The sequence below is a fragment of the Streptomyces sp. NPDC052012 genome (assembly GCF_040689265.1).
Lineage (GTDB): Bacteria > Actinomycetota > Actinomycetes > Streptomycetales > Streptomycetaceae > Streptomyces.
Genome location: NZ_JBFAXA010000002.1, coordinates 772995 through 798299, shown reverse-complemented (window position 1 = coordinate 798299; position 25305 = coordinate 772995). Strand labels below are relative to the sequence as shown.

Genomic DNA, 25305 nt, shown 5'->3' with positions numbered 1-25305 from the left:
CGCCCCAGAACACCCCCGCGCCCCCACCCCGCCGCCCCACCCCCCGCGTCGCCCCCCCGGGGGTTTCACCACCCCCCCCCCTTGGCGCGGCCCCCCGCGGGGGGGGGGCCCCCCCCCGCACCGCACCCACCCCGACGCCCACCCCAGGAGGACGCGTGGCACTGGACGACCCGGAGCGCGAGGTACGGCGCCGCATGGCGAACCGGGAGTTGTACACCGACTCCGCGCCCGGCCTGGAACGCCTCGAGGAGCAGCGCCTCAGCGGCAAGGAGCTGGCGGCGAAGTACAACGACACCGGCCCGCGCGACCAGGAGGCCCGCAGGACGATCCTGGCCGGGTTGCTCGGCTCGGTGGGCCAAGGCGTGTGGATCGAGCCGCCGCTGCACGTCGCGTACGGCCGTCATGTGCACCTGGGTGACGACGTGTACGCCAACTTCGGCCTCACCCTCGTCGACGACGTCGAGGTGTTCGTCGGGGACCGGGTGATGTTCGCGCCCCACGTCACCGTCAGTACCACCGGACACCCGGTGCACCCCGAACTCCGCCGCGACGGCGGTCAGTTCTCCGCGCCGGTGCGCATCGAGGACGACGTGTGGATCGGGGCCGGCGCGGTGCTCCTGCCCGGCGTGACCGTCGGGCGGGGTTCGGTGGTCGGGGCGGGCAGCGTGGTGACCGCCGATGTGCCGCCGATGGTCGTGGTCGCGGGAACACCGGCCCGGGTGCTGCGGCCGATCACCGACGCGGACCGGGAATGGACCTACCGGCCGCCCGGCACGGCGCGCGAGGCCGGGTGAGTCGTCATCCCCATGAGTACGCCGCTGTGACGTCACGACCCCGCCGGGGCGAATATGTGGTATTCCTCCGGGAGTTAACAGTCCATTAGGACAGAAGTGGTTGAAAGGATGAACACCCCGGGCAGCCTCTTGTCATGAACCTGCGACCCGGTGGTCGGGTCGCAGTCTCATGGAGGTGTGGGATGCACCGAAGACTGGCCACCGCACTCACCGCCCCGGCCCTGGCACTGGCCGGCGTCCTGGGCACCGCGGGCACCGCCGAGGCCGTGCCCGCCGACAAGCCGGCCGTCCTGGCGAGCTGGACCCAGACCAGCGCGTCGAGCTACAACCTGTGGAGCGCCGCCCGGGCGAACCAGGCCGCCTGGTCCGCCTACCAGTTCGACTGGAGCACCGACTACTGCTCCTCCTCACCTGACAACCCGTTCGGCTTCCCGTTCCAGATGTCCTGCGCCCGGCACGACTTCGGCTACCGCAACTACAAGGCCGCCGGCACGTTCAGCGCCAACAAGGCACGCCTCGACAGCGCCTTCTACGAGGACCTCAAGCGCGTCTGCGCCCGCTACAGCGGCGCGACCAAGTCGGCCTGCAACAGCACCGCATGGACGTACTACCAGGCGGTCAGGGCCTTCGGCTGAGGACCGGCTCCGTTTCCTCGATCCGTCACGCGTGACGGCGGGCCCGGCATCACATGCCGGGCCCGCCCCGTCGTCCCTCCGCCGCGCCGTCCGCCCTACCGCCGGGCGCGGACCAGCACGTACAGGAAGTACGGCGTTCCGATCACGGCCGTCATCAGACCGGCGCCCAGCTGGGCGGGGGCGATCACCGTGCGGCCCAGCAGGTCCGCTGTGCACACCAGGACGGCGCCGAGGAGCAGCGCGACCGGCACGACCCGGGTGTGGCGCCGCCCGACCAGCGCCCGTGCGGCGTGCGGGGCCACGAGGCCGACGAAGGCGATGGTGCCCGCGGCGGCCACCGCGCTCGCCGTGAGCAGCACGCTCAGGACGAGGAAGCCCAGGCGCCACCGGGCGATGTCGAGCCCGAGGAGCCGCGGGGTGTTCTCGTCGAGGAACACCAGGTCGAGTTCCCGGTGGCGTCCGGCCGCGATCACGACGGAGACCGCCAGCACGGCCGCGAGCGGCAGCACGTCGGGCAGGGTGCGACCGTAGGTGGAGCCCGACAGCCAGGTGAGGGCCTTGGTGGCGTTGAACGGGTCGGTGAGCACGATCAGCAGACTGATCAGCGCGGTGGCGCCGGCCGCGACGCCGACGCCGACGAGGACGAGCCGGTTCTGCTGGAACCCGCCGCGTGCGGCGAGTCCGAAGACGAGCAGCGCGGTGACGGCGGAGCCCGCGAACGCGGCTCCGGCGACGCTCCACGACCCGGCGAGCGGCACCGTCGTCACGAGGATCACGGCCCCGAGCGCGCCGCCGCCGGAGACGCCCAGCACGGCGGGTTCCGCCAGCGGGTTGCGGGTGACGGCCTGGACGAGGGTTCCGGCGAGTGCGAGGGCGGCGCCCGCGAGCAGCGCGCCGAGGACGCGGGGCATGCGGGTGTCCAGGACGAAGGTGACGGTCTGACCGGCCCTGCCCTGCAGCCAGTTGACGACATCGCCGAGCAGCAGCTTGCTGTCGCCGAGCAGGACGGCGGCGACGGTGACGCCGGCCAGCGCGAGCGTCAGTACGCCGAGGGTGGTGAGGAAGACCGCGCGGCTGCGGATGCGCAGACGGTCGGGAGCGGCGGACCCGGCGGTGTCGCGCAGGCGGGCCGACATCACGACGAGGAACACCGCGCCGAGGAGGCTGGTGACCACACCGGTGGGCACGGCGACCGCCGTGTCCGCGCTGACGAAGGTGCGCAGCAGCACGTCCGCGCCGAGCACCAGCGCGGCGCCGACCAGAGCGGCGGCCGGCACCGTCCGGCGCAGCCCGGTGAATCCGCGGAAGCGCCGGGTGAGGGGGCGGACCAGGGCGGGGGCGCACAGGCCGACGAAGCCGATGGGCCCGGCGAGGGTGACGGCCGCCGCGGAGAGGAGGGTCGCGAGCACGACCGCCGTGACGCGGGTGGACCGCACCGGGACGCCGATGCCGCGAGCGGCGTCGTCGCCGAGCGCCAGGGCATCGACCCGGCGGGCGAGGAGCAGCAGACCGGCGAGCCCCACGACGGCGACGGGCAGCATCTGGAGCACGCCGTCGAAGCCGTTCTGGCCGATGTTGCCCTGGTTCCACTGGTAGAGGCCCTCGGTCTGCTGCGGGAACAGCAGCAGGAGCCCCTCGGTGACGGCGGTGAGCCCGAGATGGAGCGCCGTACCGGCGAGGACGAGCCGTACGGTGCCCGCGCCGAGGCCGGACAGTCCGAGGACGACGGCCGCCGCCGCGAGTCCGCCGACGAAGGCGACGCCGGAGGAGGCCACCAGCGGCAGCGACACCCCGGTGACGGCGAACAGCCCGAGGGCGAGGTAGGAGCCCGCGTTGACGGCGAGGGTGTCCGGGGAGGCGAGGACGTTGCGGCTGACTGCCTGCAGCGCGACGCCGGCCATGCCCAGGGCGGCGCCCACGAGCAGTCCCGCGGTCATCCGGGGCAGCCGTGAGGCGACGACGACGGAGGCGTCGGCCGGATCGGCCCGGCCGGTGAGGGCCTTGAGGACCTCGGCGGGACCGACCGCGGCCGTGCCCTGGGTGATGTCGACGACGGCCAGGGCCGCGACCAGGAGCACGAGCGCGGTCGCCACCGCGGCCGCGCCCGTCCGGGACGTGGCCGTCTCCGGACGGGCGGTGGGGATCTTGGCGGTGACGGCCATCGCGCTACTTCGTCAGCGCCTCGACGAGGGCGTCGACGTACGCCTCCATCGAGCCGGTGCCGCCGAACATCCAGACGCCGTCGGGCAGGCGGTGGACGTCACCGGACTTCACGAACGGCAGCGACTTCCACACGGAGTTCTTGGCGAGCTGCTTGCCGAAGGGGTCCGCGTTCGGGTCCTTGTCGTTGCCGATGTAGGCGAACTGGACCTTGCCGAGGCCGGTCAGTCCCTCGACGTCGGTGGAGGCCAGGCCGTAGCTCGGGTCGCCCTTCATCGTCCAGGCGTTCTTCAGGCCGAGCCGCGTGTTGACCTCGCCGAGGAGCGAGGTGGCGGTGAAGGGGCGGATCGAGACCTGGTTGGAGGTGACGTATCCGTCGGCGAAGGCGATCTTCTCGCCGTCCAGGCCGGCGTCGGCGAGGGCCTTCCTGCCCTCGGCCAGCTTGGCCTCGAAGTCCTTCTTGAGCGTGGTGGCCTTGTCGGTGGTGCCGGTGGCCTCGGCGATGAGGTCGACGTTCTCGAGCATCTGGTCGATCTGCCCTGCGCCGTCGGCGGACTTGACCTGCAGGACCGGGGCGACCTTGCGCAACTGCTCGACGGCGGAGGCCTGCAGGTCGTTGGTGGCGACGATCAGGTCGGGCTTCAGCGAGGCGATGGTGTCCATGCTGGGTTCGCCGCGGGTGCCGATGTCCTTGGGGTCGTTCTCGAGCGGGACGGCGGTGTCCCACGTCTTGTAGCCCTTGACGTCGGCGACGCCGACGGGGTCGACGCCGAGCGAGATCAGGCTCTCGACGACGTTCCACTCGGTGCCGACGACCTTCTTGGCGGGGCCGTCGAGCTTCACCTTCGCGCCGGAGGCGTCGGTGAGGGTGATGGCTTCGGTGGACGCCTTGGCCTCGTCGGCGGCGGGTTCGGTGGTGCCGCAGGCGGTGAGCAGGAGGGCGGCGGTGGCCAGGGGCGCGGTGAGCAGGAGGCGTCTCATGAGGTGGTGCGGAGCCTTTCTCGGGAGTGGTGACGGCCGATGGCGCGGGTGCGCAGCCGGCCGGTCATGGGGTCGGTGCCGACCTCGATGCGGATGCCGTAGACCTCGGTCAGGCGCTCCGGGGTCAGGACGTCCTCGGGCGGCCCTTCGGCGACGATGCGTCCGGCCGCGAGCAGCACGATCCGGTCGGCGACGGCTGCCGCCTGGTCGAGGTCGTGCAGGACGACGCCGACGGCGATGCCGTGGTCGTCGGCCAGGTCGCGGATCAGGTCGAGGAGTTCGACCTGGTAGCGCAGGTCGAGGTAGGTGGTGGGCTCGTCCAGGAGCAGCACGCCGGTCTCCTGGGCGAGGCAGCCGGCCAGCCAGACGCGCTGGAGCTGCCCGCCGGAGAGGTGTTCGGCGCCGCGCTCGGCGAGTTCGGTGACCCCGGTCAGGGCGAGGGCGCGGTCCACGGCGGCGCGGCCGCCGGGGTCGGTGCCGCCCCAGCGGCTCCGGTACGGGTAGCGGCCGAACTCGACGACATCTCGCACCGTCAGTCCGCTGGGCGTGGGGCGCCCCTGGAGCAGCAGGGCCACCCGGCGGGAGAACTCCCGGGGGCTGAGCGCGAGGGCGTCGGTGCCGGCGTCGATCGTGAGCGTGGCCCGCCGGGGCTTCTGCAGCCGGGCGACGGTGCGCAGCAGGGTCGACTTGCCGCTGCCGTTGGGGCCGACCAGGACGGTCACTTCGCCGGGCCGCAGGGTCAGCGTGGCGTCGTGCACGACGTCGGCGCCGTCGTACGCCACGGTCACGCCGGTGGCCGACAGTTCGTGCCCACGCAGGCCGGGGCCCGCCTCTTCACCAGGTATCACGCGGCAAGGTTAGCCTAGCCTTATTCCGCGTTATCGAGTGGTGACCTGGAAGATCTTGGACAGCGGGCGGGGCACACCGCCGAAGAACGGGGGCCCTGAAGCGATGACGTGAGCAAGTCGCCCCGCCCGCCGAGGAGTTCGCGGGGATGTCCGCGGGAGGCGCGGATCAGACCTGGCTGTCGAAGCGCTCCCAGACGCGGTGGGTGCCGAGCAGTTCGCGCAGTCGCTCCAGGACGGCCGGGCCCGAGTCGGCCACGACTACGCCGGGCGCGTCGGCGGGCACACCGGCCGCTTCGAGCGCGGCCTCGCCGCCCGCCCACGCGCCGATCGCCTTGCCGTGCCGGAACGCCTCCGACAGCAGCAGGCCGACCCGCGGGTCACCCGTGGTCCGCTGCGCCGCGGAGGGCACCCCCTTGGCGTCCCGTGCGCCGTAGGCGTCGTCGCCGACGGCGGGCGCGCCCGCCAGCAGGACGGCGTCGAACTCGACCGACCGCGCGGTGACGTAACTGCGCTGCGCCGTCAGCGCCTGGCCGCCGGAGCCGAGGATGCCGCCGGTGGGGGCGACCACCAGGGGCACCATGCCGGCCTCCAGCACCGCGTCGCGCACGGCGTGGACGCCGTCGAGGTCGCCGTCGGGGCTCGTGACGATGCCGATGACCCGTCCGTCGGTGGGCCAGGTCTGTCCGACCTGGGACAGTGCCGGGCTGGGCTGAACCTCGGCGAGCGGCACGGTCGGCTTCGGTTCGGGCAGTCCGAGGCCCTGGGCGACCTGGGCGCACAGTTCGGGGTCGATGTTGGCGAGGATCTGCAGGCCGCGTTCCTTGACGGCCTGCTCGTAGCACTTGCCCAGCTCGAAGGTGTAGGCACCGATGATGTGCTCGCGTTCCACGGGGCTCATGCTCAGCCAGAATCGCCGGGGCTGGCTGAAGTGGTCGGCGAACGACTCGGGGGCCTCGCGCACCTTGGTCGCCTCCGGCACGCGCACGGGGGCCTCCACGTACGCGCCGTTGTCGGCTCCGGCGGTGAACGGGCAGCCCCCGTCGAGGGAGTTGGGCCGGTAGGGGGCGACGCCCCGGTGCACGGCCGTCTGGTGCATGCCGTCGCGCAGCATGTCGTTGACCGGCGCGTGCGGCCGGTTGATGGGGAGCTGGGGGAAGTTGGGGCCGCCAAGGCGGGTGATCTGGGTGTCGAGGTAGGAGAAGAGACGGCCGGCGAGCAGCGGGTCGTCGGTGATGTCGATGCCGGGCACGAGGTGGCCGACGTGGAAGGCGACCTGCTCGGTCTCGGCGAAGAAGTTCGACGGGTTGCGGTTGAGGGTGAGCAGACCGATCGGCTGCACCGGGGCGAGTTCCTCGGGGACGATGTTCGTCGGGTCCAGCAGGTCGATGCCCTCGAAGGTCTGTTCCGGGGTGTCGGGGAAGGTCTGGATGCCCAGCTCCCACTGCGGGTACGCCCCGGCCTCGATGGCGTCGGCGAGGTCCCGGCGGTGGAAGTCCGGGTCGACCCCGTTGATGATCTGCGCCTCCTCCCACACCAGGGAGTGCACGCCCAGCTTCGGCTTCCAGTGGAACTTCACCAGCGTGGTGGAGCCGTCGGCGGCGACCAGCCGGAAGGTGTGGACGCCGAAGCCCTCCATCATCCGGTAGGAGCGCGGAATGCCCCGGTCGGACATGTTCCACAGCGTGTGGTGGGTGGCCTCGCTGTGCAGGGTGACGAAGTCCCAGAAGGTGTCGTGGGCGCTCTGCGCCTGCGGGATCTCCCGGTCGGGGTGCGGTTTTCCGGCGTGGATGACGTCGGGGAACTTGATGGCGTCCTGGATGAAGAAGACGGGGATGTTGTTGCCCACCAGGTCGAAGACGCCCTCGCCGGTGTAGAACTTCGTCGCGAAGCCGCGGGTGTCGCGCACGGTGTCGGAGGAGCCGCGCGAGCCCAGCACCGTGGAGAAGCGCACGAACACCGGGGTCTCGACGTCCTTGGCGAGGAACGCCGCCTTGGTGACGGAGGCTGCGGTGCCGTAGCTCTGGAAGATGCCGTGCGCCGCGGCGCCCCGGGCGTGGACCACGCGCTCCGGGATGCGCTCGTGGTCGAAGTGCATGACCTTCTCGCGCAGATGGTGGTCCTGGAGCAGTACCGGGCCTCGGGGGCCGGCCTTGAGCGAGTGGTCGGTGTCGTACAGCCGGGCGCCCTGCGCGGTGGTCAGGTAACTGCCCGCCTGGGCGACCTCGGCCTGGTCGACACCGGTGGCCTGCCCGGTCGGCGACATGGTGTCGGGGCCGCTCTGGTCCGGCTTCGGCGGCAGCGGCCCGCGCGGCTCGGTCGGCTCCTCGAACGACGGTTCCTCGGGGCCGGGCCGTCCGGGGATGCCGTCGGACGGTGCGGCGTCCCCCGGAAGGACGTCGGCGACTTTCCGTGCGGCCCGCTTGAGGGGGTTGGCCTCGCTCATGGGATGACACTCCTACGATCCGCTGGGGGCAGACTGGCCACGGCTGAGTACCCCGGAAGGGCACGATGTCGCCAAGCTCTCACGCGCCCGGACCCCTCGCACCGGGCACGCCGCGATGGGGTGAACGCACCGCGGGATCCACCACGCCCGACCGGGTCCGACGGGACCGGCCGCAGAAGCTCAGGCGCACTTGAGGTCGAGCGGCGTCACGCCCCGCCCCGGCCGGCGCTGCGGCGCGCTCAGAACAGCTGCTCCTGGACGGACGGCGCCAAGGGGCGCGCCGGACGGCGGGGGCTCGGCGGGCGCTGCGGGCGCTCCTCCCCGAACAGGGGCGGCGTGCCGTACTCGTCGGGCTCGGCCGGGACCACGACGGGCCCGCTGCCGACGTTCAGACACAGCGGGGCGTCCCGGTCGAAGTCCCCCGGCGTCATGTCCGTCCAGTCGCGTTCCTGACGCTCACTCACCGGCACTCCGCTCCCCGTTGCTGCTCCCGGCCGACTCATTCTTCCCGGCACCCGTCCGCCACACCCACATCTGTGAGACGCAGGTCACATGCACCTGCCGGTCACACCTCCTCGCGCCGTTCCGTCAGTAAGGCGTAGCCAACCAGCTGACAAGGAGATCATCATGGACGCCCGACTCAACCTCTTCGGCAACCCCCTCGCGGCGAAGGTCTTCAAGCACATCAACTCGGCGGGCAAGGCGGTGACGGACTCGGGGCTGCCGGCCGCCACCCAGGAGCTGGTGAAGATCCGCGCCAGCCAGATCAACGGCTGCGGCTTCTGCACCGACATGCACACCAAGGACGCCGCCCACGCCGGGGAGACCTCGGTGCGCCTCAATCTGATCGCCGCGTGGCGTGAGGCCACCGTGTTCACGGAGGCCGAGCGCGCCGCCCTGGAACTGACCGAGCAGGGCACGCGGATCGCCGACGCGGCCGGCGGTGTCACCGACGAGGCGTGGGAGAACGCCGCCAAGCACTACGACGAGGACCAGCTCGTCGCTCTGATGTCCCTGATCGCCATCATCAACACCTACAACCGGTTCAACGTCATCAACCGGCAGCCGGCCGGCGACTACCGGCCGGGCCAGTTCGCCTGACCGACGGCAGACCCGGCCGGTTCGCCCGGCCGGCGGCCGGGCGGCACGAGAACGCCCCGCGTCCGGGACGGGCGCGGGGCGTTTGCCGAGTGCTGCTGCGGCGCTCAGGACTCCGCGCGCCTCGGCAGCTTCCAGCCGGGGCGTACGAAGTGGCAGGTGTAGCCGTCCGGGTAGCGCTGGAGATAGTCCTGGTGCTCGGGCTCGGCCTCCCAGAACGGCCCGGCCGGCGCGACCTCGGTCACGACCTCTCCGGGCCACAGCCCGGAGGCGTTGACATCGGCGATCGTCTCCTCGGCGACGCGCTTCTGCTCGTCGTCGTAGTAGAAGATCGCGGAGCGGTAGCTCAGGCCGATGTCGTTGCCCTGCCGGTTCTTCGTGGTGGGGTCGTGGATCTGGAAGAAGTACTCCAGGATCGTGCGGTAGTCGGTGACGGCGGGATCGTAGGTGATCTCGATCGACTCGGCGTGGGTGCCGTGGTTGCGGTACGTCGCGTTCGGGACGTCGCCGCCGCTGTAGCCCACCCGCGTGCTCAGCACGCCGGGGAACGTGCGGATCAGCTCCTGCATGCCCCAGAAGCAGCCGCCCGCCAGCAGCGCCTTCTCCTCGGTCCTCGTCATGTCGTCTCGCCCTTCTCCCAGCGTCCGCGTCGGCGACCGTTCACGGGTGTCAACCCCGACGGGTACGTGATTGTTCCGGCCATGATCGCCGACCGTCCGGCGTGGGACGCGGGCGGTAAAGGGGTTGTGCCGGAGCGCACCCGGTGTCGATCATGAACGCGGTCCGATGATGACACGTTCTGGCGCGAGGAGTCCGCGGTGACGAGTACGACGGCGACCGGCCGGGCCGGCGGGTTCGATGCGGCCCGTGTGGAGGCCGCCGTGCTCGGCGTGGCCGAGACCAAGGGCTTCTCCGGGACGGTGCGGATCACCCGGCACGGGGAGCCGGTGATCGTGCGCTCTTTCGGGATGGCCTCGCGACGGTGGTCGGTGCCGAACGCGGCCGGGACGCGGTTCCGGGTGGCGTCGGTGTCGAAGACGTTCACGGCGGTGGCCGTGCTGCAGCTCGTCGAGCAGGGGCGCGTCGCTCTGGACGAGCCGCTCGTGCACCACGTCGCGGAGCACGTGCCCGGCCTCGATCCCCGGGTCACCGTCCGGCACGCGCTGACGATGACGTCCGGGATCGCCGACTGGTTCGAGGAGGACAGCCCCGACTGGGAGGCGGAGTGGGCCGCCCTCACGGCGTCCCACCCGCTGTATCTGCTGCGCCGCAACGCCGACTACGTCCCGCTGTTCGCGGGCAAGGAGCCCCACTTCCCGCCCGGCGAGCGGTACCGCTACAACGGCGCCGGTTACCTCCTGCTCGGTCTTCTCCTCGAGTCCTCGACCGGCCGTCCCTACGAGGAGGTCGTCGCGGACGGCGTGTTCGCCCGGGCCGGCATGGACGCCTCGGGCTTCCCCGCCCTGGACGACCTCGGTCCGGACATCGCCGAGGGCTATCTCACCTCCGCCGACGGACCCACCCCGTACCGGACCAACCACTGCGCCACCACCCCGGCCGCCGCCGCGGACGGCGGGGCGACGTGCAGCGCCGCCGACCTGACCGCGTTCGCGCACGCCCTGCGCACCGGCCGGCTGCTCGGTGCGGAGTTCACCCGCCTCGCGCTGACCCCGCAGGTGGACGAGCGGCCGGAGAAGGTCCGCGGCTACCGGTGGCGGTACGGCTTCGGCCTCACCCACCTCCTCGACGACGAGGGAGATGTCGTCCGCTGGGGCCACACCGGTGAGGAGGACGGGGCCAGCGCCCGGCTCTACCACTACCCGCACCTCGACGTGGACGTCGCCGTCCTGGGCAACGTCAGCTGGTCCGCGGGCGAGCTGGGCTGGGCGGTCCACGACGCCCTGACGGGCGGCTGAGGCCGCCGGCCGCGGTCCGTCCGCGATGCGGGCGCCTGCCGTCGTGGTCAGCCGCTCCCGCTCGGGGTCGCCTGGCCGTGGGCGTAGGAGCGCGCGGGACCCGGGGATGTCCGGGGGGAGGTGCTCCGGTGGCGGCGGGACGGGTGTTCCCTCGGGCGGGCGCCGCGGGTCTCGGCGACGAGCAGGTCCACGCTGGCGAGCAGGTCCTCCTGCTGCGCCACCCGCCGCAGCCGGTGGGCCGCGCTGCCCGTGCGCAGGGTCTCCTCGAGCAGTCCGCGCACGACGTGCCAGTCACCGCAGGCCTCCAGGGCCGGGCGCAGCCGGTTCACCATCCGGCTCAGCACCGCGGGGGCCGGGGCGGCGCGGCGGGTCGCCGGGTCGACGAGCTGTCCCTCCAGGCCCGAGCGGGCGGCCCGCCAGGTCGCGGCGCGCAGCCACTCGTGATGCCCGTCGCACCGGGGTGCGGGCTCGCGTTCCAGACGGTCGCAGGCGTCGCGCACGAGTGCCCGGAACAGCCCGGCGACCAGGGCGACGGTCTCGGGCCGCGGGCAGGCGTCGCAGATGCGCAGCTCCAGCGTGCGCTGGTGCGCGGAGGGCCGGACGTCGTAGTAGATCATCCCGGGGTCGCTGACGACGCCCGAGGCGATCAGCTCGGCCACGGCGGTGTCGTAGTCGGCGGCGCCCGTGTAGCAGCCGACGGGACCGGCGGTCGGCCAGCGCTGCCACTGCATGGTGCGCCAGCTGGCGTATCCGGTGTCGTTCCCGAGCCAGAACGGTGAGCTGGCCGACAGGGCGAGCAGGGGCGGCAGCCAGGGCGAGACCAGGCACATGGCGCGTACGGCGGTGTCCCGGTCCGGCACGTCGACGTGGATCTGGGCGCTGCAGATGAGCTGCTCGTCGGCGACCCGCCGGTAGTCGTCGGCCATGCGCCGGTAGCGCGGGTCGCACGTGACCTCGCCGGGCGAGAGGCGGGCCAGCGGCACCGTGCCGGCGGCGACGACCGCCAGGCCGAGCGTGGCGGCGGCCGCGTCCAGCAGGCGGCGGGTTCCGGAGAGGTCCCCCCAGAGTTCTTCGAGGGTGTCGTGCACCTGACTGTTGCTCTCCACCACGGACGGCTGCATCTCCTGGGTGAACCCGGTCGCGCCGAGCCTGTCGAGCAGCGCGGCGGCTCGTGGCACGAGCCGCCCGCTCTCGACGTCCACCACGTGGAACTCTTCCTCTGCACCGATACGCATACGCACCGTCACGACACGCCCCTTGCCCGTAGCCGTAGACCGTCCCGCGCCGGCCGCCAGGGGGTCCGTCAGGTCACCGGCGGAGGATCGGCGCCTACCGGGTGCCCTGAATGCGCCGGTCACACGCGCGGATCCGTGGCGGAAGGGCGGGCCGGGCGGACGGGACGAGGCTGCCCGCGCCCACCCGGAGTGGCCGGGCGGCGGTGCGGAGGCTGCGGTGGGGCCGCCGGGTCAGTGGGCGGTGGAGTGCAGCCGGCGCGTGAGAGCGGTGAGCGCCCCCACGGCGGAACCGAGGGCGCCGAGTTCGCCTTCGGTGAGGGACATCAGGGCCTGCCTGAGGTGTGCGGTCTCCAGATCGCGCACCTCGGCCAGCCGGCGACGGGCCGCCGCGGTCGGATACAGGTGGGCGACGCGCTTGTCCGCGCTGTCCTGCCGGCGCTCGAGCAGTCCCGACTCGGTCATCTGGGAGACCAGGGCGCTGACGTTGTTCGGCTTCATCAGCAGCGCCTCGGCCGCCTCCCGCACGGTGGCGCCCGCACGCCGGTCCACGAACCGCAGCAGGGCGAGCTGCCCCTCCGGCGGCCTGGGGTGCGGGTGGCCGGCCGCGATCCGCCGGTCCAGGGCCCGGTACAGCGCGGGCAGGCACGCCGCGAGGCCGGAGGCCGTGCGGTCGAGCTCCCGGCCGGGGGCACTGCTGGAGTCGGTCACCCGGCCACGATAGGTATGCTTTCATAGCTATGTCAAAAGACGTACTCGCCCATGGACCTGTGAGGTAAGCGCGCACCATGCCGACCGAAACGTTTGAGTTCCAGGTAGAGGCCCGCCAGCTGCTCCAGCTGATGATCCACTCGGTCTACTCGAACAAGGACGTCTTCCTCCGCGAGCTCGTCTCCAACGCCTCCGACGCGCTCGACAAACTGCGGCTGGCCAAGCTGCGGGACGACTCGCTCGACGCCGACGTCTCCGACCTGCACATCGAGCTCGAGACCGACACGGACGCCCGCACGCTCACCGTGCGGGACAACGGCATCGGCATGTCGTACGACGAGGTCGGCAAGCTCATCGGCACGATCGCCAACTCGGGCACCGCAGAGTTCCTGCGGGAGCTGCGGGAGGCGAAGGACTCGGCCGGGGCGGAGGGGCTGATCGGCCAGTTCGGCGTCGGCTTCTACTCCGCCTTCATGGTGGCGGACGAGGTCACGCTGCTGACCCGGCGCGCGGGCGAGGAGCAGGGCACCCGCTGGTCCTCCCGCGGTGAGGGCACGTACACGCTGGAGAAGGTCGACGACGCCCCGCAGGGCACCTCGGTCACCCTGCACCTCAAGCCGGCCGACCCCGACAACCAGCTGCACGACTACACCTCGGTGTGGAAGCTCAAGGAGATCGTCAAGCGCTACTCGGACTTCATCACCTGGCCCATCAGGCTCGTGGGCGGGGCGGGCGACGGTGACGGCACGTCGGAGCCCGAGACGCTGAACTCGATGAAGGCGCTGTGGGCGCGCTCGCGCGACGAGGTGTCCGACGAGGAGTACCACGAGCTCTACAAGCACATCAGCCACGACTGGCGCGATCCGCTCGAGACGATCCAGCTGCAGGCCGAGGGCACCTTCGAGTACCAGGCGCTGCTGTTCGTGCCCTCGCACGCGCCGCACGACCTGTTCACGCAGAACTTCAAGCGCGGCGTCCAGCTGTATGTCAAGCGCGTGTTCATCATGGACGACTGCGAGGCACTGCTGCCGTCGTACCTGCGCTTCGTCAAGGGCGTGGTCGACGCACAGGACCTGTCTCTCAACGTGTCCCGGGAGATCCTCCAGCAGGACCGGCACATCCGGATGATGCAGCGCCGGCTGACGAAGAAGGTCCTGTCCTCGGTCAAGAGCCTGATGGCGAACGACACCGAGCGCTACGCCACGTTCTGGCGGGAGTTCGGCGCGGTCCTGAAGGAGGGTCTGGTCACCGACCCCGACAACCGCGACGCCCTGCTCGCCGTGTCGTCGTTCGCCACCACGCACGGCGACGACGAGACGGTCACCCTGAAGCAGTACGTGGAACGGATGCGGGACGGGCAGGAGGACATCTACTACGTCACCGGCGAGTCCCGGCAGTCCATCGACAACTCCCCGCACATGGAGGCGTTCCGGGAGCGGGGCATCGAGGTGCTGCTGCTCACCGACCCCGTGGACGAGGTGTGGGTCGACGCGGTCGGCGAGTTCGAGGGCAAGCGGCTGCGTTCCGTCACCAAGGGCGAGATCGACCTCGGGACCGAGGGCGACGAGAAGAAGGACGCCGAGCGGGAGAAGCGGGCCGAGGAGTACGAGGGGCTGCTCGGCTGGATGCGGGAGCAACTGGACGAGGACATCAAGGAGGTGCGCCTGTCCTCGCGGCTGACCGTGTCCCCGGCCTGCCTCGTCGCCGACGCGCACGATCTCACCCCGGCGCTGGAGAGCATGTACCGGGCCATGGGCCAGGAGGTGCCGCACACCAGGCGCATCCTCGAACTCAACCCGGACCACGAGCTGGTGAAGGGCCTCAACCGCGCCTTCCGGGAACGCGAGGACCGCGCGGAGCTGGCCGAGACCGCCGAACTGCTGCACGCCCTGGCCGTGGTGGCGGAGGGCGGCCGGCCGAAGGATCCGGCCCGTTTCGTGAAGCTGACGGCGAACCGCCTGGAGCGGACGCTGTGATCAAGTTCCGTACTCCGACGGGGGTATGATCATCGGCAAGGGCGGGGTCGTAGCACAGAGGTAGTGCGCCGCGACAGCATCTCGGAGGACGCCGGTTCGAATCCGGCCGCCCCGCCCCCTGAAGAACTCCCGCCGGGCGCGGGCCCGTCGAGCGGCCCGCGCCTGTCGAGCAGCCCGGGCCGTCGAGAACCCGCGCCCCGTCTCAGGACTCCGAGGACGAGGCCGCCTGCCTCGGGCGGCGGGTCGTGGCGGCGCGGAGACGGCGGCCGCGGCGGGTGAGGCCCCAGGGCTTGAGCACGGAGATCACCGTCATGAACACGTACGCGGACAGCGAGACGATCGGGCCGAAGAGGACCTCCCCCGCGTCGGGCAGAGGGTGACCCGCGGCCACGGCGGTCACCGCGGAGTTCACGCCCGGCCTCAGCGCGAAGGCCGTCGCGGCGGTGGTGCCCAGCGTCAGCCAGAACTTGGTGTAGACCCATCGGTGCCTGGCCAGACCCCACGACGTGCCGAGCGCCAGCACCAGGCCGCTGACCAGCGTCAGCAGGGCCAGCGGCAGCAGCAGCCAGTCGGCGAACAGCTTCATCGCCCGCACCGACGCCTCGATCACCGCCGCGCCCCCGGTGGTGCTCGCGGTGATGCCGAGGGCGAGCAGCCCGAGCGTGAGCCCGAGCCAGCCCGCGGCGGCGACGACGTGCACGACGAGGACGGTCCGGCGCACCGGGCGGCCGAGTCTCGCGGACGGCTGCGGTGGCCTGGACGGCTTCGGTGACCTGGACGGCTTCGGCGATGTCTGCGGCCGCGGCGATGTCTGAGGCTTCATGGGCACCACCGTGCCGGGCCCGCGCGCCGGTGACGTCTGACGGCGGGAGTAACCCCACGTACCCGGCGCTGCGTACGCACGGCCTGCCCACGTACGCCCACGGCGATCAGCGGCCCCGGAGCCGGCCCGCTTCCGCCAGGGTCCGCCTCACCGCGCCGGCCAGGCGGGGACGGCCCCGCACGAAGCGACGGGCCGCCCGCGCCGGCTCCCGCCCCAGCCGGTACGCGGCACCGCCCGGCCCCGGCCGGATCACCGCACCCTCGTAGACCCGCAGCTCACGGGTCTTGAGCGAGTCCTTGTAGCGGGCCGGACCGCTGCCCAGGTCGACCGTGCGGACCCCGTCCGCCGCGGCGGCCTCCAGCATCCGCAGCAGCAGGATCAGCCCGGGTGAGTACCTGCCGTGGTCGCGATCGTAGGCGGGGAACCACCAGGACAGCACCGTCGGCGAGCGCAGCCCCAAGTGGGCGGCCACGGGACGTCCGCCGGCGTACAGCACGGAGAGCAGTCCCCGGCACTCGGGATCGTCGCCGTGCGCGAGCAGGTCCACCAGCCCGCTGATCCACTCCAGCGCGAAGCGGTCCCGCCGGCCGGTGCGCCGGTACTGCGCCGACTTCCAGCGCTTGAGCGCCCGCAGCGCGTCCGGGTCCCGGGCGTCGTACTCGAACCGCACCTCGCCGACCTGCCGGGCGAGCCTGCGCTCCTTGGCCAGGGTCTGCCGCAGGAAACCGGGGGACGTCGAGCGCAGCCGGCCGGTGTAGTGCTGGTAGCCCTCGGCGAGGTCGATCACTGGGTCGGCGAGTTCCTCGACGGCGTGCGGCAGGAAGAGGTGCTGCCCTGCCTGGAGACTGTCGAACTCCCAGGACGACAGCCCACAGGCCGCCAGCAGCCGGCGCGGATCGAGCCGGAGACCGGGACGCAGCACGGCACCCTGGCTGTCCGACACCCCGAGGCCGATCGCCCTTCCCTGACCCAACGGCCCCTTCTCGTACGGGAAGAAGCCGACCGGCGTGCCGTCCTCCTGCAGGACGGCCACCCGCGCCCCCGGCCTGACCCGGCCGACGGCCGTGGCGAACACCGGGTCGAGGAACGGATTCTCCGGTGCGCCGCCCTCGGCCCGCAGGTGTCTCCACGTCTTGTGCTCGCTGGGGCCCAGCTCGTCCGGCCGCAGAACGAGAACGCGCTTGTCGGGCATGTCGGTCTCCTGTGTCGTCCGGGGTGTGGTGTGTCGTCCGACGTGCGGGACGCGGGCGCAGCGGACCGCCGTGGTCAGCAGCGGAAGGTCCGCAGTACGGCGGCGTCGCGGGCCGCCTCCCCCGATGCCGGCCGGGGCGGGGTGCCCGCGGGCGGCGTCCTCGGAGCGGGCCGGCGTGCCGCGGGCGCGTCCTCGTGGGTGCCGTCGGTCGCGTGGCGGGTACCGGCGGCGGGGGCGGTCCTCGGCGACCGGGCGCCGGCACGCCGTAGGGCGGGGTCCTGCTCGCTCGGGCAGGACGTGCCGGCGCCTTCGGGCACCGCGTCCTGCGGCACCGCGTGCGCCTGTACGGCGGGGGCGGGGCCGACGGCCGCCGGGGACGGCGGGGTTCCGGGTGCCGGGGACCCGAGCAGCAGGAGCAGCACCGACGCCAGCAGGATCGTCACCGCCGCCCGTCGCCGCCGCACCGTCACCTCCCGGTGTGCCTCCCGGCGGGGGTGACAGGACGGTCCCGGCGCCGGGCGAGCCCCCCACGAACCGTGCGCCGGCGTGTCTTCCAGTAGCGCCGAGCCCGTCCCGGGCCGTCAAGCCCTCCGCACCGCAACGCGGCGCACTTCCCCCGCCCTGGGCACGATGGACGATCCCGCCCTCACCCGTCACGTCGATCTCGGCGGGGCGGCTGCGTGCCCCCGGGGAGCCCTGGGCACATGTGCACGGTGACCACGCCTGACTTTCTCTTCGCCCTGGTCGGCGTCGGCGCCCTCGCGGCGGCGGTGCTGCCCCGGCTGGTGGCGGGGCGGCCGCTGTCCATGCCGCTGGTGTTCCTCGTCTGCGGCGTCGGCGTCCAGCTGCTCCCGCTGCCGCTGCCGGAGATCGACCCGGTGTCCGGCAGGGCATGGGTGGAACACCTCACCGAGGTCTGCCTGATCGTGTCGTTGATGGGTGCCGGACTCGCGCTGAACCGGCCCTTCGGACGGCGGCGCTGGCGGGCGACCTGGCGGCAGCTGGGGATCACCATGCCGCTGACCATCGCGGCTGTCGGTGTGCTCGCCTGGACGCTGCTGGACTGGCCGCCGGCCGCGGCGCTGCTGCTGGCGGCCGTGCTCGCGCCCACGGATCCGGTGCTCGCCTCGGAGGTGCGGGTGGGCGCCCCGACCGACTCCGAGCACGACGAGGACGAGGTGCGCTTCACCCTGACCAGCGAGGCCGGCCTGAACGACGGCCTGGCCTTCCCGTTCGTCCTCGGCGCCGCCGCCCTCGCCGCCGCGGGCGGTGCCGTGACCGGCGGCGGGGTCGCCCGCTGGGCCCTGGTGGACGTGGTCTACAAGTGCGCGGCCGGTGTGGGCGCGGGTCTCGCCGTGGGCTCGCTGCTCGGCTGGCTGTTCTTCCGGGCGGGGAGGTGGGCGCTGCGGCTGTCCGAACACCGCGAGGGTTTCGTCGCCGTGGGGGCGACCTTCCTGGCCTACGGTGTGGCGGAACTGCTGCACGGCTACGGATTCGTGGCCGTGTTCGTCACCGCGTGCCGCATCCGCGCGGCGGAGCGGGCACACGGGTACCACATGGTGCTGCACGATTTCGTGGAGCAGGTGGAGCGGCTGCTGACGGCCGGCCTGCTGTTCCTGCTGGGCGCGTTCGTCGCCCAGGGTGGTCTGGCGCCGCTGACCTGGCAGGGCGCGGTGGTGGGAGTGGTGTTGCTGTGCGCCGTCCGCCCCCTGGCCGGCTGGTGCGCCCAGTTCCGTACGCCGGCGGGCACCCGGGAGCGTGTGGTGATCGCCCTCTTCGGGATCCGGGGCATCGGCTCGCTGTTCTACCTCGCCCACGCCCTCGGCACCCCCGGCTTCGGCGTGCCGGCCGAGGACCTGTGGGCCGTGGTGGCCTTCGTGGTCCTGACCTCTGTCGTCCTGCACGGCGTGACGGCCTCCCCCGTCATCGCCCGCCTCGACCGGCTCCGGTGGCACAAGGCACGCGCGGCCCGGGCCGGTACGGAGCCCGGCGAGGACGAGGTGGCGGGCAAACGGCTGTGACACCGGGCGGGTGCTCGGCCCACGGGCGAGGAGCGGTCCGAGAGCTGAGCGGATCCCGCCGCCCGGCCGAGCGCTGCGCACCGGGTTCCCGGCAGTGCTCTCACCTCCTCCCCCGCTCGGCCGCCCGGCGTGCGTACCCGCCGTGACCGGTGGAGTCTGGGGATCATGGGGCGCAAGGGCACGCGGGACGGCGCGGGCGATGACGTGGAGGCGGTGCTCGACGAGCTGTACGCGCTGCCGCCGTCCGACTTCGTGCCCCGGCGCGAGGAGCGGGCCGCCGCGGCGAGGACGGCCGGGCGCGCCGACGACGCCCGGCGCATCCACGCCGCCCGCCGGCCCACCCTCGCGGCGTGGGCGGCGAACCTGCTGCGCCGGTCCCGGCCCGAGGAGGCCCAGCAGTTCCTGGAGCTGGGGCGGGCGCTTCGCGAGGCCTACGCGACCCTGGATCCCAGTGGCCTGAAAGAGCTGTCCGCACAGCGGCGGCGCATCGTCGCCGAGCTCTCCCGGCAGGCCGCGCGGCTGACGCGGGACGCCGGACACCCGCTGTCGGACGCGGTGCAGCGGGATGTGGAGGAGACCCTGCGCGCCGTGCTCGCCGACCCGGAGGCCGCCGACCGCTGGGCGGAGGCCCGCCTGGAGAGCGCGCTCACCCCGCCCGCCGAGTTCCCCGGGGTCTCCGCGAGCGGCACGGGCACGCACACGGCCACGACCACCCGTACGGCGCGACGTGCACCAGCACCGGCAACGGCTCCGGCACCGGCGCGCAAGAAGGACGAGCTGGCCGAGCGGCGCAGGCAACGGCAGGAGCAGGCCCGCGCGGCGGCCGAGGCCGCCGAGGCCGCCGCGGAGCGCCTGCGGGAACGGCGCAGGGAGCGGACGGAGGCCGAGGCGTCCGTGGAGCAGGCACGTGAGCGACGCGACGAGGCCGAGCGGCGGGTGGCGGAGATCGAGCAGCAGCTCGAGGCGGCTCGTGAGGAGGTGGAGCGGGCCGACCGCGAGCAGCGTGAGGCGGAGAAGCGGGGCCGTACGGCCGCCGACGCCCTGACCCGCGCCGAACGGGAGGCGAAGGAGGCCGCCCGCGAGGCGAAACGGCTCGCCTCAAGGGTGAGATGAGCGTGCCTCACGGGTGGGACGAGCGGACGTAGGCCGTCGCTGTGCACAACCACCTCTACCTCACGACGAATTGACCGCCCCATTGGCATGGACCTGATGACCTGGACCCGCTACGCTCTGCTCCACTCGGATTGAGAGCGCTCTCAGATCGTGGTTGTTCCACCCCCACCTCGCTGGAACGACGAAGGGCATCTTCCATGAGACGCACCGGACTCACGCATGCCTGCGTGGCCGCCCTCCTCCTCATCGGCAGCTGGACCGCGGCCGGCACCCTGCCCGCGTCCGCGAACGACGCGGCCGACTCCCCCGCCCCCTCCCCGACCGCCTCCGCCGGCCTCCTCGACGCGATGCAGCGCGACCTCGGCCTCACCCGCGCCGAGGCCGAGACGCGCCTCGCGGCCGAGCGCCGGGCCACCGAACTCGCCCCCGAGGCCCGCAAGGCCGCCGGACCGGCCTACGCCGGCGACTGGTTCGACGCGAAGAGCGGGAGACTGACCGTCGCCGTCACCGAGGACGCCACCCCCTCGACGGTCCGCACGCTGCGCTCCTCCGGCGCCGCCGTGCGCACCGTGGAGCACAGCGCCCGCCGGCTCGACGCCACCAAGGCGCGCATCGACCGCCTCGACGCGCCCCGGGGCGTGAGCAGCTGGTCCGTCGACCCGGCCGCCAACGCGGTGGTCGTGAACGTCGTCCGGGCCGAGCGGTCCGACAACGATGTCCGCCGGTTCGTCGCCGCGGCCCGCGAGGCCGGTCCGGTCGCGGTGCGCACCGTGCGGGCCGCCGCGCGGACCTTCGCGGCGGGGACCGTGGGCGGCGACCCGTTCTACACCGGCAACGTCCGCTGCTCCATCGGCTTCTCGGTGCACGGCGGCTTCGTCACCGCAGGCCACTGCGGCGGCGCCGGCGCCGGGGTCCGCGGCTGGGACGGCTCCTACATCGGCAACTTCCAGGGCTCCTCGTTCCCGGGCGACGACTACGCCTGGGTGAACGTGGGCAGCGGCTGGTGGACGGTCCCGGTGGTGCTCGGCTGGGGCACTGTCCCGGACCAGCTGGTGCGCGGGTCGGCCGAGGCACCGGTCGGCGCCTCGATCTGCCGCTCGGGTTCGACGACCCGCTGGCACTGCGGCGCCGTGCTCGCCAAGAACGAGACGGTGAACTACAGCCAGGGGGCCGTGCACCAGATGACGAAGACGAGCGTGTGCGCCGAACCGGGCGACTCGGGCGGGTCGTTCCTCAGCGGCGACCAGGCCCAGGGCGTCACCTCGGGCGGCTGGGGCAACTGCTCCGGCGGCGGCGAGACCTGGTTCCAGCCGGTCAACGAGATCCTCGGCCGCTACGGGCTGACCCTGCACACCGCCTGACCGCACCCACCCGAACACCCCCGACCTCGAGCGGGCCCCGCCGGACGACCGGCGGGGCCCGCTCTTCGCATGCCCGGGCGAGGCGGGTACTTCACTCCGCGAATAGTTACCGTGCCGTAACTTACGCGGGTGTTACCGGCGGTAAGTGAGCGGTGCTAGTTTCCGGTTCACCTTTCCTGAGCAGAGCGAGGAGTGAGCCGTGAGCCGTATCAGCGCCGTGCTGACCACCGTCGTCGCCACGACCGCCTGTGTCTGCGCCACCGCCCCGACCGCCGCCGCGAGCGACCCGGTGGTGTCCCGGGGCGTGACCATCCCGGCCTTCTACACCCCGCCCTCCGAACTTCCCTCCGGCAACGGCGTTCTGGTCCGGCACGAGCCGCTGCCGCTGGGCCTGAGCCTGCCCGGTCTCGACGGCCGCCCGCTGCCCGGCACGGCCACGCGCCTGATGTACACCTCCACCGCGTCGACCGGCGAGCGGGTCGCCGTGACCGGCGCCTACATCGAGCCCACCGCACGGTGGAAGGGCGGCGGCCCCCGCCCGCTGGTGGTCGTGGGCTCGGGCACCATGGGACAGGGCGACCAGTGCGCCCCCTCGTTCGCGTTGCAGCACCCGCTGACCCTCAACGGACAGACCGTGTCGATCGCCTACGAGGACCTGGCGATCTACCGCATCCTCGCCACCGGCGCGGCCGTGGTCGTCACGGACTACGTGGGGCTCGGCGCGACCGACCGGGTGCACACCTACGTCAACCGTGTCGACCAGGGGCACGCCATGCTCGACGCGGCCAGAGCGGCGTACGCCGTGCCGGGCGCGTCCGTCACGGCCGGCTCCCGGGTGGGCCTGTACGGCTACAGCCAGGGCGGTGGCGCCAGCGCCTCCGCGGCCGAGCTGCACGGCACGTACGCCCCGGAGATCAACCTCGTCGGCACCTACAGCGGCGCGCCGCCCGCCGATCTGACCGAGGTGATGAAGGGCATCGACGGCAGCGCCCTGGCCGGCGCGCTGGGCTGGTCGATCAACGGCTTCGTCCAGGCCGAGCCGGACATGCGCGAGGTCGTGGCGGAGCACGTCAACGCCACGGGGCAGGCCGCGCTGAAGGACATCTCCACGACCTGTGTGGGGGACGCGATCTTCGGTTACGGCTTCACCAGGAGCACCGAGTGGACCAGGAGCGGGAAGTCCGTGGCCGAGGTCATCGCCGGCGAGCCGCGCGCTCAGGCGGTCCTCGACAAGCAGCGCCTCGGCACGCTGAAGCCGACCGGGCCCGTCCGGCTGGCCACGGGTGTCCAGGACGACATCGTCCCGCACGCCCAGTCCCGCCGGCTCGCGGTGGACTGGTGCAAGAAGGGCGCGGACGTCACCTACAAGGCGGTCAGGCTGCCGAACCTGGGCGACAAGATCCTCACCAACCACCTGGCCCCGCTGATCACCGACCAGGGCGACGCCATCTCCTGGCTGACCGACCGGCTCCGGGGCGAGCCGGCGACCTCCGACTGCGCCACCATGCCGTACCAGCGCTGAGCGGTCCGCCCGCCGCAGCGAGAAGCCCCGCCCCCGGAGGTGCGAGGGCGCGGGCTTCTCCGGTGACGGAAGCAGGCCAGGGGCGTGAGCCGTCCGGTCAGTCCCGCAGCGCGGCGGCGAGCAGGGCCGCCGGAGCCTCACCGCGCGAGCCCGCGAAGTTGCCCTCGACCTCCGCCCGCTCCGCCGCGTTCGGGTAGGCGTTCGTGCAGCCGGTGCCCGCGCTGGAGCCGGACATCAGGCTGGAGCAGGGGCCGGGCTTGCGGTCGGGCAGGCCCAGGATGTGGCCGAGCTCGTGGGACGAGATGCGGACCGTGTGATGGCCCTGGTTCACGGCCTGGCGCCCGATGTAGACGGTGCCCTTGCCCAGACCGGCCGGCACGGCGCGCGGCCAGCCGTTGTCGGCCAGGACGCGTATGTCGGCGCGCTGCCCGGATGCGGCCGCGCGCAGTTCGACCGCGTCGACGCTCTCGTTCCAGACGGCGGCGCCCCGGTCCACCGCGGACCGGAACTCCGCGGCACCGCTCGCGTCGTAGGTGAGCACCCGGGCGGCGGGCGCGGCCTGCCGGGCCGTCTCGGGCTCGGCGGCCACGGCCTGGCCGCCCAGCAGGGGCAGGGACATCATCGCGATCGCGGCCAGGCCGCCGGTCAGCGTTCGGCTCCGCATGGTCGACCTCCTCGTGGGGGAAGGGCAGTCGTGCTCATGCCACTCGCTGCGACCCTGCCCGTACGGAGGGACCGGCAATCCGTCATTCCGGCCCGCACCGATTCAGAAGCGGCACTGCTGAATCTCATGGAAAGGATCGGTTGGACTTCCTGATCACGTGGGGGCACTGTGGGCAAGGGTCACACACGATCCCACGGGACACCTCGGAACGCACCACCGGAGACCGAACACGATGAACCACGTCGCCCACCCCGAGCGCTACAACGGCACGATGCGCTACCGCCGCACCGGGCGCTCCGGACTCGACCTGCCCCTGCTGTCCCTCGGCTACTGGCACAACTTCGGCGACGACCGGCCCTTCGAGACCCAGCGCGAGATCGCCCTGCGCGCCTTCGACCTCGGCATCACCCACCACGACCTGGCGAACAACTACGGGCCGCCCTACGGCGCCGCCGAGATCAACTTCGGCCGTCTGATGAAGCAGGACCTCGCCCCGTACCGCGACGAGCTGGTGATCTCCACCAAGGCCGGCTGGGACATGTGGCCCGGCCCCTACGGGCAGGGCGGCGGCTCCCGCAAGTACGTGCTCGCCTCGCTGGACCAGTCCCTGAAGCGTATGGGCCTGGAGTACGTCGACATCTTCTACTCGCACCGCCTCGACGCCACCACCCCGCTCGAGGAGACCATGGGCGCACTGGACACGGCGGTACGCCAGGGCAAGGCGCTCTACGTCGGCATCTCCTCCTACGACGCCGAGCGCACCCGCGAGGCGGCGGCGATCCTGCGGGACCTCGGCACTCCGCTGCTGATCCACCAGCCGTCGTACAGCATGCTGAACCGCTGGATCGAGACGGAGGGCCTGCTGGACGTGGCCCAGGAGGAGGGCTTCGGCGTCATCGGCTTCACGGCGCTCGCGCAGGGGCTGCTGACCGGCCGCTACCTGGACGGCGTCCCGCAGGACTCGCGGGCGGCGCAGGGCAAGTCGTTCGACCCGGCGTGGCTGACGGACGACATGCGGCAGCGGCTGCGCGCCCTGAACGACATCGCGGCCCGCCGCGGGCAGAGCCTCGCGCAGATGGCGCTGGCCTGGGCCCTGCGGGACCCGCGCGTCACCTCGCTGGTCATCGGCGCCTCCCGCACCGAGCAGCTGGAGCAGAACGTGGCCGCGCTGGAGAACCTCGACTTCACCGCCGAGGAGCTGGCCGAGATCGACAAGTACGCCACCGACGGCGGCGTCGACCTGTGGCGCGAGGCCCGTCTGGGCACCCTGGGCTGACCTGCGCGGGTGTGCCTCCCCCGCGGGCGGGGAACACGGACCGCCCGATGCAGACGTTCCTGCCGTACCCCGACTTCGCCGAGTCGGCGCTGGTCCTCGACCGGCGCCGGCTCGGCAAGCAGCGGGTCGAGGCGCTCCAGGTGCTGCGCGGTCTGATCGTGCCCGGCTACGGATGGCGCCGGCATCCGGCGGTGCGGATGTGGACCGGGTACGAGGAGGCGCTGGTGCGCTACGGGCTGGAGGTGTGCCGGGTCTGGCGCGAGCAGGGGCACCAGGACAGCTGCGCGGCCACGCTGGTCGCCGACCTCGCCGCCGCCCGGCCCGGCACCCGGGTGCGCGACCAGGCGGAGCTGGCGCGGGCCGGTGAGCTGCCGCCCTGGCTCGGGGACGAGCCCTTTCACCGCGCCCACCGCTCGGCCCTGCTCCGCAAGGACCCGGCCGCCTACGCGGAGCACTTCCCCGACGTGCCGGACGACCTGCCGTACGTCTGGCCGGCGTCGGACCGCGATCCCGAAGCGGTGTCCTGAGCCGCACGACAG

23 protein-coding genes and 1 tRNA gene are annotated in these 25305 nt (G+C 72.8%); 12 read left to right on the top strand and 12 right to left on the bottom strand.

Annotated elements, in window-relative coordinates; all coding sequences use genetic code 11:
* Positions 1-194 precede the first annotated feature (194 nt).
* A complete protein-coding gene (locus tag AB0412_RS07225) occupies positions 195-794 on the top strand; it encodes a sugar O-acetyltransferase (protein WP_366401511.1) in 600 nt (199 codons plus the stop codon).
* A gap of 182 nt (positions 795-976) precedes the next feature.
* Complete coding sequence (locus AB0412_RS07220; protein WP_366401483.1) at positions 977-1429, top strand: phospholipase; 453 nt, start codon at positions 977-979, stop codon at positions 1427-1429.
* 95 nt (positions 1430-1524) lie between these two features.
* Here AB0412_RS07220 and AB0412_RS07215 read toward each other — a convergent pair whose 3' ends face one another.
* From AB0412_RS07215 to AB0412_RS07195, 5 genes are all read right to left on the bottom strand, one after another.
* A complete protein-coding gene (locus AB0412_RS07215; RefSeq protein ID WP_366401482.1) occupies positions 1525-3591 on the bottom strand; it encodes an iron ABC transporter permease in 2067 nt (688 codons plus the stop codon).
* 4 nt (positions 3592-3595) lie between these two features.
* Entirely contained in the window at positions 3596-4570 is a 975-nt protein-coding gene (locus AB0412_RS07210; protein ID WP_366401481.1) for an iron-siderophore ABC transporter substrate-binding protein, read from the bottom strand.
* Positions 4567-5418, bottom strand: a complete 852-nt coding sequence (locus AB0412_RS07205) for an ABC transporter ATP-binding protein (protein WP_366401480.1) — start codon at positions 5416-5418, stop codon at positions 4567-4569. The genes AB0412_RS07210 and AB0412_RS07205 overlap by 4 nt, the downstream gene beginning before the upstream one ends.
* Positions 5419-5584: 166 nt before the next feature.
* Positions 5585-7861, bottom strand: a complete 2277-nt coding sequence (locus AB0412_RS07200; RefSeq protein ID WP_366401479.1) for a catalase — start codon at positions 7859-7861, stop codon at positions 5585-5587.
* A 239-nt stretch (positions 7862-8100) separates the two neighbouring features.
* Positions 8101-8325, bottom strand: coding sequence for a hypothetical protein (locus tag AB0412_RS07195; protein WP_366401478.1), 225 nt, complete (start codon positions 8323-8325; stop codon positions 8101-8103).
* A gap of 163 nt (positions 8326-8488) precedes the next feature.
* On the opposite strand from AB0412_RS07195, the gene AB0412_RS07190 reads away from it, so the two are divergent.
* On the top strand, positions 8489-8962 hold the full coding sequence (locus AB0412_RS07190; protein WP_366401477.1) for a carboxymuconolactone decarboxylase family protein: 474 nt from the start codon (positions 8489-8491) through the stop codon (positions 8960-8962).
* A gap of 104 nt (positions 8963-9066) precedes the next feature.
* Here the strand turns inward: AB0412_RS07190 and msrA are convergent, their stop codons facing one another.
* On the bottom strand, positions 9067-9579 hold the full coding sequence (gene msrA / locus AB0412_RS07185; RefSeq protein WP_366401476.1) for a peptide-methionine (S)-S-oxide reductase MsrA: 513 nt from the start codon (positions 9577-9579) through the stop codon (positions 9067-9069).
* Between the two features lie 198 nt (positions 9580-9777).
* Here msrA and AB0412_RS07180 point away from each other — a divergent pair, with 198 nt between their 5' ends.
* Positions 9778-10875 (top strand): serine hydrolase domain-containing protein, encoded by a 1098-nt coding sequence (locus AB0412_RS07180; protein WP_366401475.1) that lies wholly within the window; start codon positions 9778-9780, stop codon positions 10873-10875.
* A 47-nt stretch (positions 10876-10922) separates the two neighbouring features.
* Here AB0412_RS07180 and AB0412_RS07175 read toward each other — a convergent pair whose 3' ends face one another.
* Both AB0412_RS07175 and AB0412_RS07170 read right to left on the bottom strand, forming a co-directional pair.
* The gene (locus AB0412_RS07175; protein ID WP_366401474.1) at positions 10923-12110 is read right to left on the bottom strand and encodes a glutamate--cysteine ligase; all 1188 of its coding nucleotides are present in this window, start codon (positions 12108-12110) and stop codon (positions 10923-10925) included.
* Between the two features lie 231 nt (positions 12111-12341).
* The gene (locus AB0412_RS07170; protein WP_366401473.1) at positions 12342-12818 is read right to left on the bottom strand and encodes a MarR family winged helix-turn-helix transcriptional regulator; all 477 of its coding nucleotides are present in this window, start codon (positions 12816-12818) and stop codon (positions 12342-12344) included.
* Between the two features lie 77 nt (positions 12819-12895).
* Between AB0412_RS07170 and htpG the strand changes: the two genes are divergently transcribed.
* Both htpG and AB0412_RS07160 read left to right on the top strand, forming a co-directional pair.
* A complete protein-coding gene (gene htpG / locus AB0412_RS07165; protein WP_366401472.1) occupies positions 12896-14794 on the top strand; it encodes a molecular chaperone HtpG in 1899 nt (632 codons plus the stop codon).
* 41 nt (positions 14795-14835) lie between these two features.
* Positions 14836-14910: transfer RNA gene (locus AB0412_RS07160), tRNA-Leu, on the top strand.
* An 86-nt stretch (positions 14911-14996) separates the two neighbouring features.
* On the opposite strand, the gene AB0412_RS07155 is transcribed toward AB0412_RS07160, so the two are convergent.
* The 3 genes from AB0412_RS07155 to AB0412_RS07145 form a co-directional block, all read right to left on the bottom strand.
* A complete protein-coding gene (locus AB0412_RS07155; protein ID WP_366401471.1) occupies positions 14997-15515 on the bottom strand; it encodes a DUF2269 domain-containing protein in 519 nt (172 codons plus the stop codon).
* A 208-nt stretch (positions 15516-15723) separates the two neighbouring features.
* Complete coding sequence (locus AB0412_RS07150; protein WP_366401470.1) at positions 15724-16809, bottom strand: GNAT family N-acetyltransferase; 1086 nt, start codon at positions 16807-16809, stop codon at positions 15724-15726.
* 74 nt (positions 16810-16883) lie between these two features.
* Entirely contained in the window at positions 16884-17273 is a 390-nt protein-coding gene (locus AB0412_RS07145; protein ID WP_366401469.1) for a hypothetical protein, read from the bottom strand.
* 249 nt (positions 17274-17522) lie between these two features.
* Here AB0412_RS07145 and AB0412_RS07140 point away from each other — a divergent pair, with 249 nt between their 5' ends.
* The 4 genes from AB0412_RS07140 (at position 17523) to AB0412_RS07125 (ending at position 22826) form a co-directional block, all read left to right on the top strand.
* On the top strand, positions 17523-18830 hold the full coding sequence (locus AB0412_RS07140; protein WP_366401510.1) for a cation:proton antiporter: 1308 nt from the start codon (positions 17523-17525) through the stop codon (positions 18828-18830).
* A 165-nt stretch (positions 18831-18995) separates the two neighbouring features.
* Entirely contained in the window at positions 18996-19943 is a 948-nt protein-coding gene (locus tag AB0412_RS07135; protein ID WP_366401468.1) for a hypothetical protein, read from the top strand.
* A gap of 197 nt (positions 19944-20140) precedes the next feature.
* On the top strand, positions 20141-21304 hold the full coding sequence (locus AB0412_RS07130; RefSeq protein WP_366401467.1) for a S1 family peptidase: 1164 nt from the start codon (positions 20141-20143) through the stop codon (positions 21302-21304).
* A 199-nt stretch (positions 21305-21503) separates the two neighbouring features.
* On the top strand, positions 21504-22826 hold the full coding sequence (locus AB0412_RS07125; RefSeq protein WP_366401466.1) for a lipase family protein: 1323 nt from the start codon (positions 21504-21506) through the stop codon (positions 22824-22826).
* Between the two features lie 97 nt (positions 22827-22923).
* Here the strand turns inward: AB0412_RS07125 and AB0412_RS07120 are convergent, their stop codons facing one another.
* Positions 22924-23490 carry a snapalysin family zinc-dependent metalloprotease gene (locus AB0412_RS07120; RefSeq protein WP_366401465.1) on the bottom strand — a complete coding sequence of 189 codons (567 nt, stop codon included), beginning with the start codon at positions 23488-23490 and terminating at the stop codon, positions 22924-22926.
* A gap of 232 nt (positions 23491-23722) precedes the next feature.
* Here AB0412_RS07120 and mgrA point away from each other — a divergent pair, with 232 nt between their 5' ends.
* Positions 23723-24766: an L-glyceraldehyde 3-phosphate reductase gene (mgrA, locus tag AB0412_RS07115; RefSeq protein WP_366401464.1), complete on the top strand. Its 1044-nt coding sequence runs from the start codon at positions 23723-23725 to the stop codon at positions 24764-24766.
* A gap of 47 nt (positions 24767-24813) precedes the next feature.
* Positions 24814-25293: an MSMEG_6728 family protein gene (locus AB0412_RS07110; protein WP_366401463.1), complete on the top strand. Its 480-nt coding sequence runs from the start codon at positions 24814-24816 to the stop codon at positions 25291-25293.
* Positions 25294-25305: the final 12 nt, after the last annotated feature.

What these genes read in the sequence shown, in the direction of transcription:
- AB0412_RS07225 (WP_366401511.1), top strand. Translation starts at nt 195, where the DNA reads ATGGCGAACCGGGAGTTGTACACCGACTCCGCGCCCGGCCTGGAACGC.
- AB0412_RS07220 (WP_366401483.1), top strand. Translation starts at nt 977, where the DNA reads ATGCACCGAAGACTGGCCACCGCACTCACCGCCCCGGCCCTGGCACTG.
- AB0412_RS07215 (WP_366401482.1), bottom strand. Translation starts at nt 3,591, where the DNA reads ATGGCCGTCACCGCCAAGATCCCCACCGCCCGTCCGGAGACGGCCACG.
- AB0412_RS07210 (WP_366401481.1), bottom strand. Translation starts at nt 4,570, where the DNA reads ATGAGACGCCTCCTGCTCACCGCGCCCCTGGCCACCGCCGCCCTCCTG.
- AB0412_RS07200 (WP_366401479.1), bottom strand. Translation starts at nt 7,861, where the DNA reads ATGAGCGAGGCCAACCCCCTCAAGCGGGCCGCACGGAAAGTCGCCGAC.
- AB0412_RS07190 (WP_366401477.1), top strand. Translation starts at nt 8,489, where the DNA reads ATGGACGCCCGACTCAACCTCTTCGGCAACCCCCTCGCGGCGAAGGTC.
- msrA (WP_366401476.1), bottom strand. Translation starts at nt 9,579, where the DNA reads ATGACGAGGACCGAGGAGAAGGCGCTGCTGGCGGGCGGCTGCTTCTGG.
- AB0412_RS07175 (WP_366401474.1), bottom strand. Translation starts at nt 12,110, where the DNA reads ATGCGTATCGGTGCAGAGGAAGAGTTCCACGTGGTGGACGTCGAGAGC.
- htpG (WP_366401472.1), top strand. Translation starts at nt 12,896, where the DNA reads ATGCCGACCGAAACGTTTGAGTTCCAGGTAGAGGCCCGCCAGCTGCTC.
- AB0412_RS07150 (WP_366401470.1), bottom strand. Translation starts at nt 16,809, where the DNA reads ATGCCCGACAAGCGCGTTCTCGTTCTGCGGCCGGACGAGCTGGGCCCC.
- AB0412_RS07135 (WP_366401468.1), top strand. Translation starts at nt 18,996, where the DNA reads ATGGGGCGCAAGGGCACGCGGGACGGCGCGGGCGATGACGTGGAGGCG.
- AB0412_RS07130 (WP_366401467.1), top strand. Translation starts at nt 20,141, where the DNA reads ATGAGACGCACCGGACTCACGCATGCCTGCGTGGCCGCCCTCCTCCTC.
- AB0412_RS07120 (WP_366401465.1), bottom strand. Translation starts at nt 23,490, where the DNA reads ATGCGGAGCCGAACGCTGACCGGCGGCCTGGCCGCGATCGCGATGATG.
- mgrA (WP_366401464.1), top strand. Translation starts at nt 23,723, where the DNA reads ATGAACCACGTCGCCCACCCCGAGCGCTACAACGGCACGATGCGCTAC.
- AB0412_RS07110 (WP_366401463.1), top strand. Translation starts at nt 24,814, where the DNA reads ATGCAGACGTTCCTGCCGTACCCCGACTTCGCCGAGTCGGCGCTGGTC.